This window comes from Carnimonas nigrificans ATCC BAA-78, assembly GCF_000526695.1.
Taxonomy (GTDB): domain Bacteria; phylum Pseudomonadota; class Gammaproteobacteria; order Pseudomonadales; family Halomonadaceae; genus Carnimonas; species Carnimonas nigrificans.
Genome location: NZ_JAGO01000010.1, coordinates 93,557 through 106,788, shown reverse-complemented (window position 1 = coordinate 106,788; position 13,232 = coordinate 93,557). Strand labels below are relative to the sequence as shown.

The window sequence follows — 13,232 nt, the reverse complement described above, 5'->3', positions numbered from 1 at the left end:
AGGTCGGTAGTTTGATTCAGGAGGTTTGCAATGAAGTTATTCTTCAAAATGTGTGTGGCGATAGGCGCAGTGGCTGCGCTGGTAATGGCGGGCAATGTGCGTGCAGACGAGCAGTCCCCTGTTGATCTGGTGAAAACGCGGATCACGCAGTTGCAGCAGGACACTCATGGCCGCGCGGCAGAATTCAAGCAGCATCCCAACGAGCTGCGCGATCTGCTGGCGAAAAACATCTCGCCCATTGCCGATTTTCCGCGTATTTCCCAGATGGTGATGGGGCGTTACAACCGTCTTGCATCGGCGGAGCAGCGCGCCAACTTCGCCAGGGTCTTTGAGAAATCGACCATTGATACGCTGACTCAGGGGCTTTTGAGCATCAATTACGATAGCCTGGAAGTGAATAACCTGAACCAGCAGCAGCGTTATGATGACCAGGCCAACGTGAGTGCTGAAGTCAAAGGCACCAACGGCCAGAACTATCCGGTTAGCTTCACCATGTCGAAACGCAACGGTGAATGGAAAGTGATCAACGTGATTGTTAACGGCATTAACCTTGGCCTGACGTTCCGTAATCAGTTCGATCAGTCCATGCGTCAGCACAACCGTGACTTCGATGCCGTGATCAATAGCTGGGATCCGAGCCAGGCGATCGATAAGATCCAGGACGGTGGCGACAGCTAATGAGCGAGCGTCTTTATCACTCCTCGGACGTTGAGCTGAGCGTCTCACATGACCAGTTGCATGTTGCGGGGCGTCCCGGGTTTGATAATGCCAGGGCGCTGGCCGATGCAGGCACAGCCTGGCTGGCACGTCACTCTGGCAGTAGCGTTGTGCTGGATGTGACCGCTACCGAGAGTGTCAATAGCGGCATTCTCTGTGTACTGCTTGAATGGCTGCGCCAGGCGCGTCGGCATCAGGTGGCGGTGCAGCAGGTAAAGCTGCCCGAGCGCTTGCAGGAGCTGGTTCATGTATCAGGACTTGCGCCGGTGTTTAACGCAGCGCCGTCGCTGGCCGGCTAACGTCGGTCAGTTGCCGTAACCTGTCGGCACACGCTAGCCGCCCCTTATTGGGGCGGCTTTTTTGTGGGCGCAGTTTCAACGAGGCGAGCACGATTCCCGTTGGGAAGATGACGAGCTGCCAGCCATCAAGGCTGAAGCGAGAATGGCGTACACGCCTGCGTCACAGCCTTTGGCTTTCGATCCGCTGCCGCGTCGTTTACTATGTATGCCCTCACATTGATTGACGGTGCTTCTGTTCGGCATGAAATTTCTGCCGAGAGCGCCTTCGATTGCTTTATTTCCGTGGCTCGGCAGCCAGCAGGGCAAATCTTGTCCCGACACTGCGCGAGTATTCAGAAGAAGGGGCTTCGGTCATGCACCCTAGCGATGTAAAGGCAAAACTCGACGCCCACCTGGATGACTGCGAATTCCACATTCAGGGTGAAGGCTGCAATTTTCAGGTAACGGCGGTTAGCGAGCGTTTTGCAGGGCTAAGTCCCGTCAAGCGCCAGCAGCTGGTATACAGCGCACTGAACGACGAGATCGCCAGCGGTGAGCTGCACGCCATTAGTATCAAAACCTTTACGCCTGAACAGTGGGCGCAACAACCACCCGCGTCCAACTGACGCCAGCGAATCAAGTACATGGACAAACTGATTATTACCGGTGGTGCTCCCATTGATGGTGAGGTCTGGGCCTCTGGCGCCAAGAACTCCGCACTGCCGATTCTTGCTGCCACACTGCTGACTTCTGATCGCATCACCATTCATAACCTGCCGCACCTTCAGGACATCACCACATCGCTTGAGCTGCTCGGGCGCATGGGAATTGATTGCGTCGTGGGCGACAAAATGAGCGTTGAGCTTGGTGGCAAGGTCAACGACTGTCGCGCCCCTTACGATCTGGTCAAGAAGATGCGCGCTTCCATTCTGGTGCTGGGGCCGCTGCTGGCGCATTACGGCAGTGCCGATGTCTCCCTGCCCGGCGGCTGCGCGATTGGCAGCCGTCCGGTGGATATCCATCTGCGTGGCCTTGAAGCGATGGGCGCCGAGATTGAGGTCGAAAACGGCTATGTGCGGGCGCGTGCGCCGCGCGGCTTGCATGGCGCTCACTTCATGATGGATGTCGTGACCGTTACCGGTACTGAAAACCTGCTGATGGCAGCGGCGCTGGCGAAGGGCACCACCATTCTTGAGAATGCTGCCCGTGAACCGGAAATCGTCGATCTGGCCGAATGCCTGATTGCCATGGGAGCCAGAATCAAGGGCCATGGTACTGGCACCATCACTGTGGAAGGTGTCGAACGGCTGCATGGCTGTGAATATTCGGTGATGCCTGACCGCATTGAAGTCGGTACCTTTCTGGTGGCGGCGGCAGCTGCCCGTGGGCGCGTCAAGGTTCGCAATACCCGCTCGGATACTCTTGAAGCGGTATTGGTAAAACTTGAAGAAGCGGGCGCTTCGCTGGAAGTGACCGAATCGACCATCACCCTCGATATGCACGGCAAGCGCCCGCGCGCGGTGAGCCTGCGCACGGCACCTTATCCCGCTTTTCCTACCGATATGCAGGCGCAGTTTGTCGCCATGAATGCCGTGGCCGAAGGTACTTCCCGCGTGGTCGAGACGATTTTCGAAAATCGCTTCATGCACGTTCAGGAGCTGAATCGCATGGGGGCCGATATCGCGCTGGAAGGCAATACCGCTCTTATCAAGGGCGTTGAAAGTCTGTCGGGTGCGCCGGTAATGGCTACTGACCTGCGCGCCTCCGCGAGCCTGGTTATTGCTGCCATCGCTGCACAGGGCGAGACCATCGTTGATCGCATCTACCACATTGATCGCGGTTATGAGTGCATCGAAGAAAAACTGCAATCAATGGGTGTCAAAATTCGTCGCGTGGCGGGCTAAACCGGCAGGCGACCCCAGCACTACCGTGCTCTGCACACAGATCTGCACATATGAGCCGTTATCATGAGTAAGCCGTTGGTTATTGCCCTCTCCAAGGGGCGAATTCTGAAGGAAACACTGCCGCTTCTGGCGGCAGCAGGCATTGAGCCTACCGAGTCGCTGAGCGAAAGCCGCAAGCTGCTGTTCGATACGACGCTGGATGACGTCAAGCTGATTGTGATTCGCGCCACCGACGTTCCTACCTATGTGCAGCTCGGTGCTGCTGATATCGGAGTGGCGGGCAAGGATGTGCTGCTTGAACATGGCGCCAAGGGGCTTTATGAGCCGCTGGATCTGAATATCTCGCGCTGTCGCCTAATGACCGCGGGCGTGGCCGGCAAGCAGCCGGGCACTTCGCGCCGTCGTGTGGCGACCAAGTTTGTGCATACTGCCAAGCGCTACTACGCCTCCATGGGAATTCAGGCTGAAATCATCAAGCTGTACGGGGCGATGGAACTGGCGCCCTTGATGGATCTCGCCGATGAAATCGTGGATATCGTCGATACCGGCAATACGCTGAAGGCAAATGGTATGGAGCCGCGTGAACTGATCGCTGATATCAGCACGCGCCTTGTCGTCAATAAGGCATCAATGACCATGCAGCACCAACGCCTCAAACCGCTCATCAAGCGGATGGCGCAAGCGGTTGAAGCACGTCGTGAACGCCAGGAGGAGAACGCATGAGTAGCACTACGGCATCCAGTAATCCGCTGATTGCACGGTTATCCACCTCTGATGGTAACTTCCAGCAGCGCCTTGATGACCTGCTGTCATGGGAGGGGGTCTCCAATCGCGATGTTCAAACCCGCGTTGATAGCATCATTGATGCCGTTAAGCGTGAAGGTGATGCAGCGGTGCTGCGCTATACCGAACAGTTTGACCGCCTCAAGGCTGCTTCGCTCGATGAACTGACGCTGAGCGGGCCTGCATTGAAGGAAGCCTTCGATGGCCTGCCAGAAGAGCAGCAGCATGCCTTGCAGGCAGCGGCGCAGCGTATTCATGAGTATCACACGCGCCAGCGCGCTGACTCCTGGCAGTACACCGAAGATAACGGTACGGTGCTGGGGCAGAAGGTAACGCCGCTTGATCGGGTCGGCGTTTATGTGCCGGGCGGGAAGGCGGCCTATCCGTCATCGCTGTTAATGAACGTGATGCCGGCGCGGGTCGCGGGCGTCAGCGAAATCGTTACAGTGGTGCCTACTCCGGACGGCGCAGTGAATCAGCTGGTGCTGGGCGCCGCCTATGTGGCAGGTGTTGATCGGGTGATTACCATTGGCGGTGCTCAGGCGGTAGCTGCACTGGCCTACGGTACCGAGAGTGTGCCGAAGGTCGACAAGATCGTCGGCCCTGGCAATATTTACGTTGCGACTGCCAAACGTGCGGTATTCGGTCAGGTGGGCATCGACATGATCGCCGGGCCTTCGGAAATCCTGGTGGTATCGGATGCCACCACTGACGTGGATTGGCTGGCGATGGATTTGTTCTCGCAGGCCGAGCATGACGAGCAGGCGCAGGCGATTCTCATTAGCTGGGACAGTGAGCACCTCGACGCTGTTGAAGCGAGTATTGCGCGTCAGCTTCCGCAGATGGAGCGTGCCGATATCATTCGCACGTCGCTGGCCAAGCGTGGTGCACTGATTCAGGTGGCCGATGAGCAGGAGGCGCTGGCGATCATCAATCGGGTTGCCCCAGAGCATCTTGAGCTATCCGTTACCGAGCCACAAAGATTGCTGCCTGATGTGCGTCACGCTGGTGCTATCTTTATGGGGCGCTATACCGCTGAAGTGCTGGGCGACTACTGCGCTGGCCCGAACCATGTCTTGCCGACCTCGGGAACAGCGCGATTCTCGTCACCACTGGGGGTGTATGACTTCCAGAAGCGTTCGTCCATCATTCAGTGCTCTGCCGAAGGGGCTTCTGAGCTTGGCGAGATAGCCTCGGTGCTGGCGCGCGGTGAATCGCTGACGGCCCATGCAAGAGCAGCGGAAAACCGGATCGCCCGCAAAAAATAGTGTTTCTCGGAAGGTAAAACAACAAAGCGGATGCTGACACCAGCATCCGCTTTGTTGTTGGCGCGTCTGAAAGAAGCAGGGGAGCCTGAGAGCGCGCCTTTGATCGAGGCTACGGTGAGGAGCTTTGAGAAGATTCCGACGCGTTGAAGACCGGCGCGATATTTTCGGGTCGGGAGCCTACCTTGATGGGCGTCATCACTACCTTTCCATCTCTCAGTAACGTCAGGGTGACGGTTGAATCGGGGCGCAGGCCGGCAATGTCGCGCAGCGCCCTGCTTGGATTCAACATGGGCGCGCCGTCCAGCGCCAGAATATAGTCGTTTTCCCGGACACCCGCTTCGGCTGCCGGACCGCCTGGCGTTACCTTGGTGATAATCAGGTTATCGTTGGTTTTCAAATCCTCGACTTCGGCAGGGGGAGCGCGCAGCTGTGCCTCAATGCCAAGCCAGCCGCGTACTACATGACCATGGGCAATAATATCGCGAAGCACACGGCGCGCCACGTTGGTCGGAATCGCAAAACCAATTCCCTGTGAACTGCCTTTGGTCGAAAAGATAGCGGTATTGATACCGATCAGCTTGCCGTTACTGTTAATCAGCGCGCCGCCCGAATTGCCGGGGTTGATGGACGCATCGGTCTGGATAAAGCTCTCATAGGCACTCAAGCCAAGGCTTGCACGTCCTACCGCGCTCACGATTCCCATGGTCACGCTTTGCCCGATATTGAACGGGTTGCCAATGGCAAGGGCGACATCGCCGGTGCGAATGGTGTCCGAGTTGGCGAAGTCAATGATGGGTAGATCAGGCAGATTGATCTTTAGGACCGCCAGGTCGGTATCGGGGTCCGAACCGATGGCGGTAGCGTTGGCAACACGTCCATCGGGCAAAGTGACGACAATATCATCTGCTTCCTTTACCACATGGTTGTTGGTAAGAAGGTAGCCGTCATCGCTGACGATAACCCCCGACCCCAGATTGACCGGCTGATTCGGCGTGTTGGATGCCTGATTCTGCTGATAGAGCGGATTATCGCCGAGTGGTGAACCGCCTGCTGCATTGACCTGCTGCTGGGATGAGATCATCACGACCGCTGGTGCCGCGCGTTCGACGCTGTCGGCGTAGCTGGCGGGTGAAGAAGAGAGTGCGCCGTGCGTGCCTCGATAGCTTGACAGGCCGGGCAAATACGCGAGCAGCACTATGGCCAGCAGCACGCCGCAGATAACAGGCCAAATGAGCTTTGCCAGAGTTTTGCTCATGGTTGGTAAAAATCCCTTGAATGTCGCTGAGTCGTTATTCTATGAGTTTGGTGCAGATCGTATGAAAATGCTCAGCGTTGAGTCGCTACCCAGCCGCTGGCAGAAGTCGCTCAGTCCGTTGAGACACCGCTGCCAGAGGTAATACTGCCGAGCCTTCGGTACGAAGGCGCTTTATCTTACCGCTGGTATGATTAAAATCCAGCGTCTGTAAAACACGCAGAGTGCACGCAGCGCTCATGATGTTCAAGAGGTGAAAGGAGAGTCGTATGGTCGCGTGTCAGCAGTTGGTGGATGCAATGCAGGATAAGCTCAGCGCTGCCCGCTTCAAGGATTTCACCATCAATGGGCTACAGGTAGAAGGAAACGAGCGCGTACAGCGCGTGATGACCGGTGTTACCGCATGTCAGGCGCTGCTCGATGAGGCGGTGGCCTGGGAAGCGGATATGGTGCTGGTGCATCACGGCTACTTCTGGAAAAACGAACCGGCCAGCGTAACCGGTATCAAACACCGTCGGTTTGCTACCCTGCTGGGCCACGATATCAATCTGGTCGCCTGGCACCTGCCGCTGGATGCACATCCTGACATTGGAAACAACGCGCTGCTTGGCAAACGGATGGGGTGGCAGGTAGACAAAGCGCTGGATGGCCCGTTGGGGCAGGGGCTTCTCTATATCGGTGATGCTAATCAGGCGCTTTCCCACGCCGAGTTTGGCGAGCATTTGCACCAGCAGCTACAGCGCCCTCCCTTGGGTATTCAAGGGCATTCGCGTCCGCTTAAGCGCATCTGCTGGTGTACGGGAGCCGCTCAGGACATGATTGAGCAGGCTGCGGAAGGCGGGGCTGACGTGTTTGTTTCCGGTGAAATCTCCGAGCGCACCACACATCTGGCTCGCGAGCTGGGTATCAGCTACTTTGCTGCCGGTCATCATGCCACCGAACGCGATGGCATCATTGCGCTGGGAGAGTGGCTGGCATCGCAGTTCGATATTGAGCACCGCTTTGTCGATATTGATAACCCTGTCTGAATCGCTACACCGGAAGCTGGCAGCGTTTGCTGTTCAGTGAAAGGAGGAACGGCTCCCCCTGAACATCAGGAAGGCCAATAAAAGTAGCCCGCGCCAAATCAATAGCGCGGGCTATCTGGTTCAGGCGACCGACTGGCGTTAAAAGCGCGGTGGCTCCTTGACCTGCTCGCCGTATTCATCCTGAGGATGACGTATACCGAAGCCTTCCGAGAGGGTGCCCTTGGCGTCGGCATAGTCACGCGGCACGCCAAGCGTCGCGGCTTCTTCCTCGGCGACCTCTTCGGCCGAGCGCGCACCTGACAAGACTGCCAGACGGCGTTTGACGCTGTCATTCTGGCTAAGACGATTCGCCTGCTCAGCAAGGGTGCCGTTGAGCGTCTTGCTCTGCTGGCTTAGCTGATCGGCGATATGCGTCAGCTGCTGGAAGTGATCGTCGATATCCTGGCGCAACTGTTGCTGTTGATTGCGCTGCTCGCTGCTGGTGCTGTCACCCGCGCTGCGGCGGCTGCTCATCAATCGGCCAATGATGATGCCGATGACGGCACCCACCACCAGACAGATAACACCTGAAATCCATACGCTGTTGCTCATCGCCGCTCCTTTCTACCAATACACGTGCGCGCGGCTAGCTCAAGGCATCACCGGCAGCGCTATAACTTAGGCCCTCTATAAGCCATCGTCTACAAGGCTGTCGTATATTATACAGGGGCAGCAACGACAAGAGCCAATGCTCTGTGCGAAAGTAGTGAAACGAGCGCCCTCCAGCAAGGCTGGCGCTTGGATGATGATCAATAAAACCGATAGTCGAGAGTGGATAAAATTCATGGTGTCTGATTCAGTTGGCTCAGCGTCTGGTGGTTCCTCCAATGGCAATGTGACTGGTACGGGGCGATCTGCTTCGCCAATGGAGCGTTATCGGCACGATCTTGAGCAGGACGGATTTCAGTACGATGCGGCGCAGGAAAAGGCAGTCGAGCATTTGCAGCGGCTTTATAAAGAGCTGACCTCGACGCCACGAGAGCAGTTAAAACCGGCCGCAAAAACTTCAGAGAAACCGGCGAAGTCGATGCTGGGCGGGCTTTTTTCGCGCTCCCGGGCCGAGCCTGAAACCCACGATCCGGCTGACTCACCTGTTCCCACGGTGCGCGGCCTCTATTTTTGGGGCGGAGTAGGGCGCGGCAAAACGTGGCTGGTGGATACCTTCTTCGCTGCACTGCCTTTCAGCGACAAGATGCGTACCCATTTCAACCGCTTTATGCAGCGTGTTCACCACGAACTGGGTGTGTTCAAGGGTGAATCCGACCCATTGAAGAAGGTGGCGGCGCGGTTTGCGCAGGAAGCGCGCGTTATCTGCTTCGATGAGTTTTATGTGAATGATATTACCGATGCGATGATTCTTGGGCGCCTGTTTGAAGCGCTGTTCGCTGAAGGGGTAGTGCTGGTGGCAACTTCCAATATCGTGCCCGACAAGCTCTACGAGAATGGTTTGCAGCGCGCCCGCTTTCTGCCGGCTATCGCCCTGCTGAATCGCCACTGTGAAGTGGTCAATGTGGATTCCGGGATTGATTACCGTTCGCGTGCGCTGGAGCAGGTGGAGCTGTTTCTGACGCCTGATGACAGTGATAACGAAGCGGCCCTGGAGCGGTTATTCACCCAGGTGGCAAAAAATGACGGTGAGCGCGATGGCGAGGTGCGGATCAATGGGCGTGCGCTCGATGTAAAGCGTGAATCGGGCGGTGTGATCTGGTTTGATTTCAAGGCGCTGTGCGATGGCCCGCGCAGTCAGAATGACTATATCGAGCTGGCCAATCGTTACCATACGGTGCTGGTTTCCCATGTGCCGCAGATGGATGGCTATAAGGATGACCAGATGCGTCGCTTTATCAGCATGGTCGATGAGTTCTATGACCGTGCCGTCAAAATGGCCATGACCCTTGCCAGTGAGGTGGACGCCATTTACAGCGACGGAAATCTGGTCTTCGAATTCGAGCGCACCCTGTCGCGTCTCAAGGAGATGGAAAGCAAGGAATTTCTCAATGTGCCGCACAAGTCGCAGCAAGCGGGGTGATGAGGGGCAGGTAGCAGTGAGCTAAACGGGCAGGGCGCTGATAAATATTCTACGCATGGGGTTAACGACAGTAGATAAACCCTGTACAATGCGCGCTCGCTCAAATGTTGTTTGTCCCGCTGGCGCGTTCAGCGAGTTCAGGCAACCAAGAAAAATAGGGATTGGCATTTTTCAATTCGCAAGGATTGATAGTGCTCGACTAAGGTATTTTCGATGAAAACTTTCAGCGCTAAACCGCAGTCAGTTCAGCGTGACTGGTACGTCGTAGACGCTACCAACAAGACACTCGGTCGTCTTGCCACTGAACTCGCTCGTCGCCTGCGCGGCAAGCACAAACCTGAATACACTCCTCACGTTGATACTGGCGACTACATTGTCGTTATCAATGCAGACAAAGTGCGTGTAACCGGTAATAAAGCGTCCGATAAGCAGTACTATCGCCACACTGGCTTCCCCGGTGGTCTGCGTTCCATGTCCTTCGACCAGCTGATCGACCACGCGCCTGAGCGTGTTATCGAACTCGCCGTCAAAGGCATGCTGCCCAAAGGCCCGCTGGGTCGTGCAATGCACAAGAAGCTTCGCGTCTATGCTGGCGCTGAGCATCCGCATACTGCACAGCAGCCCAAAGAACTGAACATCTAATTAAGGGACGAAGCTCATGGCTCAGTATTACGGCACCGGTCGCCGCAAAACCTCTACTGCTCGCGTGTTTCTCAAGCCGGGCACTGGCAAGATTACCGTCAATCAACGTGAACTGGACAGCTACTTCGGCCGTCCTACCGCTAGCCTGGTCGTTCGTCAGCCGCTCGAGCTGACCAACACTACCGAGCAGTTCGATATTACTGTCACCGTTGCCGGTGGTGGTGGTTCTGCCCAGGCAGGCGCGATTCGTCACGGTATTACCCGTGCACTGATCGACTACAATGAAGAGCTGCGCTCTCCTCTGCGTGCAGCGGGTTACGTTACCCGTGATGCTCGTAAGGTTGAACGTAAGAAGGTCGGCCTGCGCAAAGCACGTCGTCGTCCGCAGTTCTCCAAACGCTGATTCCAGTCAGCGGCAGGGGCGTGCCTTCGGGCACGCCCTTTTTATATCGCTCAATGCAGCTTCGGGCCTTATTGCCGTGGCAGTGTTGGGCGATATTTGTATCAGGTTATCCATCCTCGCAGCGTGTCGCAGTCAATTGCTCACCACCAACGTCAGCGAGCGTGGTATTATTTAGGTTCGCTTAGTTCAAGGAGTGTTCCATGGGAGTCGTAGCCAAGCGCTCTTCGATGACGTTCTATTCAGGCCGTGATGATCATTACTGCCATCGGGTACGTATCGTTCTGGCTGAGAAAGGCGTGTCTGTAGATGTAATTGAAGTGGATGAAGATAATCATCCAGAAGAGCTGATTGATCAGAATCCCTACAATAGCGTACCAACGCTGATTGACCGTGATCTGACGCTCTATGAGTCCAAAGTGATGATGGAATATCTCGACGAGCGTTTTCCTCATCCGCCGCTGCTGCCGGTCTATCCCGTAGCACGTGCGCAAAGCCGTTTGTGGATGTGCCGCGTCGAGCGTGAATGGTCTTCCCTGGTGGATACCATTGTCTCTGGTACGGCAACCAAGAAAGATACTGAAGCAGCCCGCAAGGCGCTGCGTGAAGGCTTTACCGGCATCGCTCCCATCTTTGAAGAGATGCCATTCTTCATGAATGAAGAGTTTTCACTGGTCGATTGCTGCGTAGCACCTATTCTGTGGCGGTTGCCCAGTCTGGGCGTCGAGCTGCCCGAGAAGCAGGTCAAACCGCTGCTCGGTTATATGGATCGCCTCTTCGAGCGTGAATCCTTCCGTGACTCGCTGCTTGAGGCGGAGCGTGAGCTGCGCCGTTGATCCAAGTGTCATCCTGACGCCGCAAGGCGTCTTGCCGAACGTAATCTGCTTCGGCGCCCTGCATTCAGCAAGGAGTAATACACCATGAGTTCCAGCCGCCCCTATATCACTCGCGCTCTCTATGATTGGCTTCTGGACAACGACCACACTCCCTACATTGTGGTGGATGCCACTCGTGAGAATGTGGTGGTGCCTACCCAGTTTGTGCAGAACGGTCAGATTGTCCTGAACATTACCCCGACGGCCGTGCGCGATCTGCGTATTGAAAACGCGATGATCAGCTTTAACGCACGTTTCAGCGGTGAGCCGATGGAAGTGTGGGTGCCTATCGAAGCGCTGATGGCTATCTACTCACGCGAAACAGGCGCGGGCATGGCCTTTGGTCAGGAGCCAGTGCTGCCTGATGCCGAGGTTGAAGAGGAGCAAGGGCCGTCTCTTGAAAGCGTACCGGGCAAGAGCGATGAAGAAGCATCGTCCGAAACGACCGGTGAAGGGAAGAAAGACGACGACAAGAAACGCAAACGTCCCTCCTTGCGTGTGATCAAGTAGGATCAAGTAGTAGCGCCAGGCGCGTCGTCAAGCAGCAGGCAGAAAAGAAGAGGCTGGTGATTATGTCACCAGCCTCTCTTTATTGATGGGGTTCAGAACCGCTGCGCTGACCTGTGTTCTTGCCGCTTTTGTGGCAGGCGGAAGTGCTTGCAGGCAGTGCTTTGCGTTAGAGCCAGCTCATCCATTCTGCTATCCGGCTTATGCTGCCGATTCTGGAAGAGCTGGCGCTACAGCGCGGGCGGTGAAGTTTTTCCGGATGTCTCTTTTTACTTGATGATCTGGAACGCTTTGACTACCGAATTAACACCGTCCACGCCCGCTGCCTGGTTAGCCAGTTTGGTGGCTTCGTAGTCGTACACCATGCCCATCAGGTAAACCGTGCTGTTTTCGGTCAAGACCAGTACCCGATTGCTATCAATATCCAGCGAATGCTTCACGCGGCTGGTGACCCAGGTATCCTGCATGCGGCGCCAGTTGGAAGTATTTACTGCAATCTTCACTCCATCATAGATGCCGCGATTGCCCTGGGCGTTGCGCGCGATATCTGCCAGCTGCTGTTTCAGCTCCTTGCTGGGTACCTGACCGGTCAGTAATACATAGCCGTTGAATGCGCTCACATTAACGTGTGATTGGCTGGCAATCGGCTTCCTCATGTATTCGCTGTAAATGGCGCCCGCCAATTGGCCATCCTTGTCGACCGTTTGTGCGCTGCGTACAGGTGGCTGACCTTCGGCGGTCGTACCGGTTGAGCTGCAGCCCGCTATGCAGGTGATGGAAGCCAGTGCGATGGCGGCCGCGATGGTTTTAAGCGTCGATGTGGAGTTCACTGGATTCACTCGCTGTATTGTCAAAATGGCTGTAAAGAGGTGTCGCAGGATGAAGCGCTTACTCGGCTTCGCCAAACAACTGATAGTCGATCATATCGCATAAACAGTGAATCACCAGCAGGTGAACTTCCTGAATACGCGCAGTGGAGGTGGCCGGGACGCGAATCTCGCAATCCTCCTGGCTAAGCAGTGACGCCATATTGCCTCCATCGCGTCCAGTGAGCGCAATGATGCTCATTTCGCGATCATGGGCCGCCTGAATTGCCTGCACCACATTGGATGAGTTGCCGCTGGTGGAGATTGCCAGCAGGATATCGCCCGGCTGCCCCAGCGCCCTGATCTGACGAGCGAACACGTCGCTGTAGCTGTAATCGTTGGCAATGGAGGTGATGGTGGAAGAGTCTGTGGTCAGCGCCAGAGCCGGCAGGCCGGGGCGTTCACGCTCAAAGCGATTCAGTAGCTCCGAGGAGAAATGCTGGGCGTCGCCCGCGCTGCCGCCGTTGCCGCACGACAGAATCTTGCCATCGTCGATCAGGCACTGAACCATTTTGTGACTGGCCGCTTCGATATAAGCGGGAAGTACTTCGCTGGCATAGGTTTTGGTATCAATGCTGGCGTTGAAGTGGTCGATGATGCGTGATTGCAAATCCATGATTACCGTTGTTTCAGATGAGTGTAGT

General features: G+C 56.1%; 16 protein-coding genes. 12 read left to right on the top strand and 4 right to left on the bottom strand.

The genetic code is table 11. The features are described from left to right. Positions 1–30 precede the first annotated feature (30 nt). From L881_RS0101740 to hisD, 6 genes are all read left to right on the top strand, one after another. A complete protein-coding gene (locus tag L881_RS0101740; RefSeq protein ID WP_025732001.1) occupies positions 31–678 on the top strand; it encodes an MlaC/ttg2D family ABC transporter substrate-binding protein in 648 nt (215 codons plus the stop codon). Then, complete coding sequence (locus L881_RS0101735) at positions 678–1,016, top strand: STAS domain-containing protein (RefSeq protein ID WP_025732000.1); 339 nt, start codon at positions 678–680, stop codon at positions 1,014–1,016. Before L881_RS0101740 ends, L881_RS0101735 begins: the two co-directional genes overlap by 1 nt. A gap of 353 nt (positions 1,017–1,369) precedes the next feature. Next, positions 1,370–1,621 carry a BolA family protein gene (locus tag L881_RS0101730; protein ID WP_025731999.1) on the top strand — a complete coding sequence of 84 codons (252 nt, stop codon included), beginning with the start codon at positions 1,370–1,372 and terminating at the stop codon, positions 1,619–1,621. A gap of 18 nt (positions 1,622–1,639) precedes the next feature. Further along, positions 1,640–2,899 carry a UDP-N-acetylglucosamine 1-carboxyvinyltransferase gene (gene murA / locus L881_RS0101725; protein WP_025731998.1) on the top strand — a complete coding sequence of 420 codons (1,260 nt, stop codon included), beginning with the start codon at positions 1,640–1,642 and terminating at the stop codon, positions 2,897–2,899. 63 nt (positions 2,900–2,962) lie between these two features. Next, positions 2,963–3,622, top strand: a complete 660-nt coding sequence (gene hisG, locus L881_RS0101720) for an ATP phosphoribosyltransferase (protein ID WP_025731997.1) — start codon at positions 2,963–2,965, stop codon at positions 3,620–3,622. Further along, positions 3,619–4,950 carry a histidinol dehydrogenase gene (gene hisD / locus L881_RS0101715; RefSeq protein ID WP_025731996.1) on the top strand — a complete coding sequence of 444 codons (1,332 nt, stop codon included), beginning with the start codon at positions 3,619–3,621 and terminating at the stop codon, positions 4,948–4,950. Before hisG ends, hisD begins: the two co-directional genes overlap by 4 nt. A gap of 109 nt (positions 4,951–5,059) precedes the next feature. On the opposite strand, the gene L881_RS0101710 is transcribed toward hisD, so the two are convergent. After that, positions 5,060–6,205: a S1C family serine protease gene (locus tag L881_RS0101710; protein ID WP_025731995.1), complete on the bottom strand. Its 1,146-nt coding sequence runs from the start codon at positions 6,203–6,205 to the stop codon at positions 5,060–5,062. A 266-nt stretch (positions 6,206–6,471) separates the two neighbouring features. Here L881_RS0101710 and L881_RS0101705 point away from each other — a divergent pair, with 266 nt between their 5' ends. Beyond that, complete coding sequence (locus tag L881_RS0101705; protein WP_025731994.1) at positions 6,472–7,230, top strand: Nif3-like dinuclear metal center hexameric protein; 759 nt, start codon at positions 6,472–6,474, stop codon at positions 7,228–7,230. A gap of 138 nt (positions 7,231–7,368) precedes the next feature. Here the strand turns inward: L881_RS0101705 and L881_RS0101700 are convergent, their stop codons facing one another. After that, positions 7,369–7,821 (bottom strand): Z-ring associated ZapG family protein, encoded by a 453-nt coding sequence (locus L881_RS0101700; RefSeq protein ID WP_025731993.1) that lies wholly within the window; start codon positions 7,819–7,821, stop codon positions 7,369–7,371. A 313-nt stretch (positions 7,822–8,134) separates the two neighbouring features. Here L881_RS0101700 and zapE point away from each other — a divergent pair, with 313 nt between their 5' ends. The 5 genes from zapE (at position 8,135) to L881_RS0101675 (ending at position 11,725) form a co-directional block, all read left to right on the top strand. Next, positions 8,135–9,298 carry a cell division protein ZapE gene (gene zapE, locus L881_RS0101695; RefSeq protein ID WP_025731992.1) on the top strand — a complete coding sequence of 388 codons (1,164 nt, stop codon included), beginning with the start codon at positions 8,135–8,137 and terminating at the stop codon, positions 9,296–9,298. Between the two features lie 213 nt (positions 9,299–9,511). After that, a complete protein-coding gene (gene rplM, locus L881_RS0101690; RefSeq protein WP_025731991.1) occupies positions 9,512–9,940 on the top strand; it encodes a 50S ribosomal protein L13 in 429 nt (142 codons plus the stop codon). 16 nt (positions 9,941–9,956) lie between these two features. Then, entirely contained in the window at positions 9,957–10,343 is a 387-nt protein-coding gene (gene rpsI, locus L881_RS0101685; protein WP_025731990.1) for a 30S ribosomal protein S9, read from the top strand. Positions 10,344–10,543: 200 nt separating this feature from the next. Then, positions 10,544–11,176 carry a glutathione S-transferase N-terminal domain-containing protein gene (locus tag L881_RS0101680; RefSeq protein WP_025731989.1) on the top strand — a complete coding sequence of 211 codons (633 nt, stop codon included), beginning with the start codon at positions 10,544–10,546 and terminating at the stop codon, positions 11,174–11,176. Between the two features lie 84 nt (positions 11,177–11,260). Beyond that, positions 11,261–11,725 (top strand): ClpXP protease specificity-enhancing factor, encoded by a 465-nt coding sequence (locus L881_RS0101675; RefSeq protein WP_025731988.1) that lies wholly within the window; start codon positions 11,261–11,263, stop codon positions 11,723–11,725. Positions 11,726–11,991: 266 nt separating this feature from the next. Here L881_RS0101675 and L881_RS12650 read toward each other — a convergent pair whose 3' ends face one another. Both L881_RS12650 and L881_RS0101665 read right to left on the bottom strand, forming a co-directional pair. After that, positions 11,992–12,552 carry a BON domain-containing protein gene (locus tag L881_RS12650; RefSeq protein WP_025731987.1) on the bottom strand — a complete coding sequence of 187 codons (561 nt, stop codon included), beginning with the start codon at positions 12,550–12,552 and terminating at the stop codon, positions 11,992–11,994. Positions 12,553–12,610: 58 nt separating this feature from the next. Further along, complete coding sequence (locus tag L881_RS0101665; RefSeq protein ID WP_025731986.1) at positions 12,611–13,204, bottom strand: phosphoheptose isomerase; 594 nt, start codon at positions 13,202–13,204, stop codon at positions 12,611–12,613. Between the last annotated feature and the right edge of the window lie 28 nt (positions 13,205–13,232).

Bases quoted from the DNA above. Each gene is read 5' to 3' on its own strand.
- hisD (WP_025731996.1), top strand. From the start codon at position 3,619: ATGAGTAGCACTACGGCATCCAGTAATCCGCTGATTGCACGGTTATCC.
- L881_RS0101735 (WP_025732000.1), top strand. From the start codon at position 678: ATGAGCGAGCGTCTTTATCACTCCTCGGACGTTGAGCTGAGCGTCTCA.
- murA (WP_025731998.1), top strand. From the start codon at position 1,640: ATGGACAAACTGATTATTACCGGTGGTGCTCCCATTGATGGTGAGGTC.
- L881_RS0101675 (WP_025731988.1), top strand. From the start codon at position 11,261: ATGAGTTCCAGCCGCCCCTATATCACTCGCGCTCTCTATGATTGGCTT.
- rpsI (WP_025731990.1), top strand. From the start codon at position 9,957: ATGGCTCAGTATTACGGCACCGGTCGCCGCAAAACCTCTACTGCTCGC.
- hisG (WP_025731997.1), top strand. From the start codon at position 2,963: ATGAGTAAGCCGTTGGTTATTGCCCTCTCCAAGGGGCGAATTCTGAAG.
- L881_RS0101740 (WP_025732001.1), top strand. From the start codon at position 31: ATGAAGTTATTCTTCAAAATGTGTGTGGCGATAGGCGCAGTGGCTGCG.
- L881_RS0101680 (WP_025731989.1), top strand. From the start codon at position 10,544: ATGGGAGTCGTAGCCAAGCGCTCTTCGATGACGTTCTATTCAGGCCGT.
- L881_RS0101665 (WP_025731986.1), bottom strand. From the start codon at position 13,204: ATGGATTTGCAATCACGCATCATCGACCACTTCAACGCCAGCATTGAT.
- L881_RS0101700 (WP_025731993.1), bottom strand. From the start codon at position 7,821: ATGAGCAACAGCGTATGGATTTCAGGTGTTATCTGTCTGGTGGTGGGT.
- L881_RS0101710 (WP_025731995.1), bottom strand. From the start codon at position 6,205: ATGAGCAAAACTCTGGCAAAGCTCATTTGGCCTGTTATCTGCGGCGTG.
- L881_RS0101730 (WP_025731999.1), top strand. From the start codon at position 1,370: ATGCACCCTAGCGATGTAAAGGCAAAACTCGACGCCCACCTGGATGAC.
- zapE (WP_025731992.1), top strand. From the start codon at position 8,135: ATGGAGCGTTATCGGCACGATCTTGAGCAGGACGGATTTCAGTACGAT.
- rplM (WP_025731991.1), top strand. From the start codon at position 9,512: ATGAAAACTTTCAGCGCTAAACCGCAGTCAGTTCAGCGTGACTGGTAC.
- L881_RS0101705 (WP_025731994.1), top strand. From the start codon at position 6,472: ATGGTCGCGTGTCAGCAGTTGGTGGATGCAATGCAGGATAAGCTCAGC.